Genomic DNA, 759 nt, shown 5'->3' on the forward strand with positions numbered 1-759 from the left:
CCCGCGCAGCGCCGCGCGGGCAAGCAGGTCTTCGCGCAACGTTGGCGGCAGCGCGGCGAACCACGGGTTCGCTTCGATCTGCGGCAGGTACGGGGCGAGCGAAGAAGGCATGGACACGCGATGTCGGGTAGCTGACAGAGGTTCTCGGGCGTGACGCGCATCATAGCGCTCAACCACCGATCAGGAGACGCGATGAAGACGCTCGAAGACCATCTTGCCCAGTATGCGGCCTACCACCGCGACGCGCGCAACATCGCGACGCACCTGGTCGGGATCCCGATGATCGTGTTCGCGGTCGAGGTGCTGCTGTCGCGGCCGGCGCTCGGGATGCTGGCGGGCATCGCGCTGTCGCCGGCGCTGCTGCTGGCCGTCGTGTTCGCAGTGTTTTACCTGCGCCTTGACCTGCGGTTCGGGATCGTGATGACCGCGCTGTTCGCGTTGAGCCTGTGGGCCGCGCAGGCGCTCGCGTTGCTGCCGACGGCCCAATGGCTCGCGATCGGCATCGGCGCGTTCGTCGTCGGCTGGATCGTGCAGTTCGTCGGGCACTGGTTCGAAGGGCGCAAGCCCGCATTCGTCGACGATCTGGTCGGCCTGATGATCGGGCCGCTGTTCGTCGTGGCCGAGGTCGCCTTTTTCGCGGGGCTGCGCGGCGACGTGCGCCGCGAAGTCGAGCGGCGGGCCGGCCCCGTGCACGGCGGCGCGCATTCGCATGTCTGACGCACCGGTCTGCGTGTTCGGCGCGGGCGCCGTCGGTTGCTA

General features: G+C 68.8%; 1 protein-coding gene and 1 pseudogene. One reads left to right on the forward strand and one right to left on the reverse strand.

From position 1 onward, the window contains the following. Positions 1-111 (reverse strand): annotated as a pseudogene (locus G3N99_RS42295) (Crp/Fnr family transcriptional regulator); the annotation flags it as partial. A gap of 81 nt (positions 112-192) precedes the next feature. On the opposite strand from G3N99_RS42295, the gene G3N99_RS41115 reads away from it, so the two are divergent. Next, positions 193-717, forward strand: a complete 525-nt coding sequence (locus G3N99_RS41115; protein ID WP_206125298.1) for an Mpo1-like protein — start codon at positions 193-195, stop codon at positions 715-717. The last annotated feature ends 42 nt before the right edge of the window (positions 718-759 follow it).

Origin of the sequence: Burkholderia sp. Ac-20392, from assembly GCF_017104585.1 — a bacterium.
Classification (GTDB): Bacteria; Pseudomonadota; Gammaproteobacteria; order Burkholderiales; family Burkholderiaceae; genus Burkholderia; species Burkholderia lata.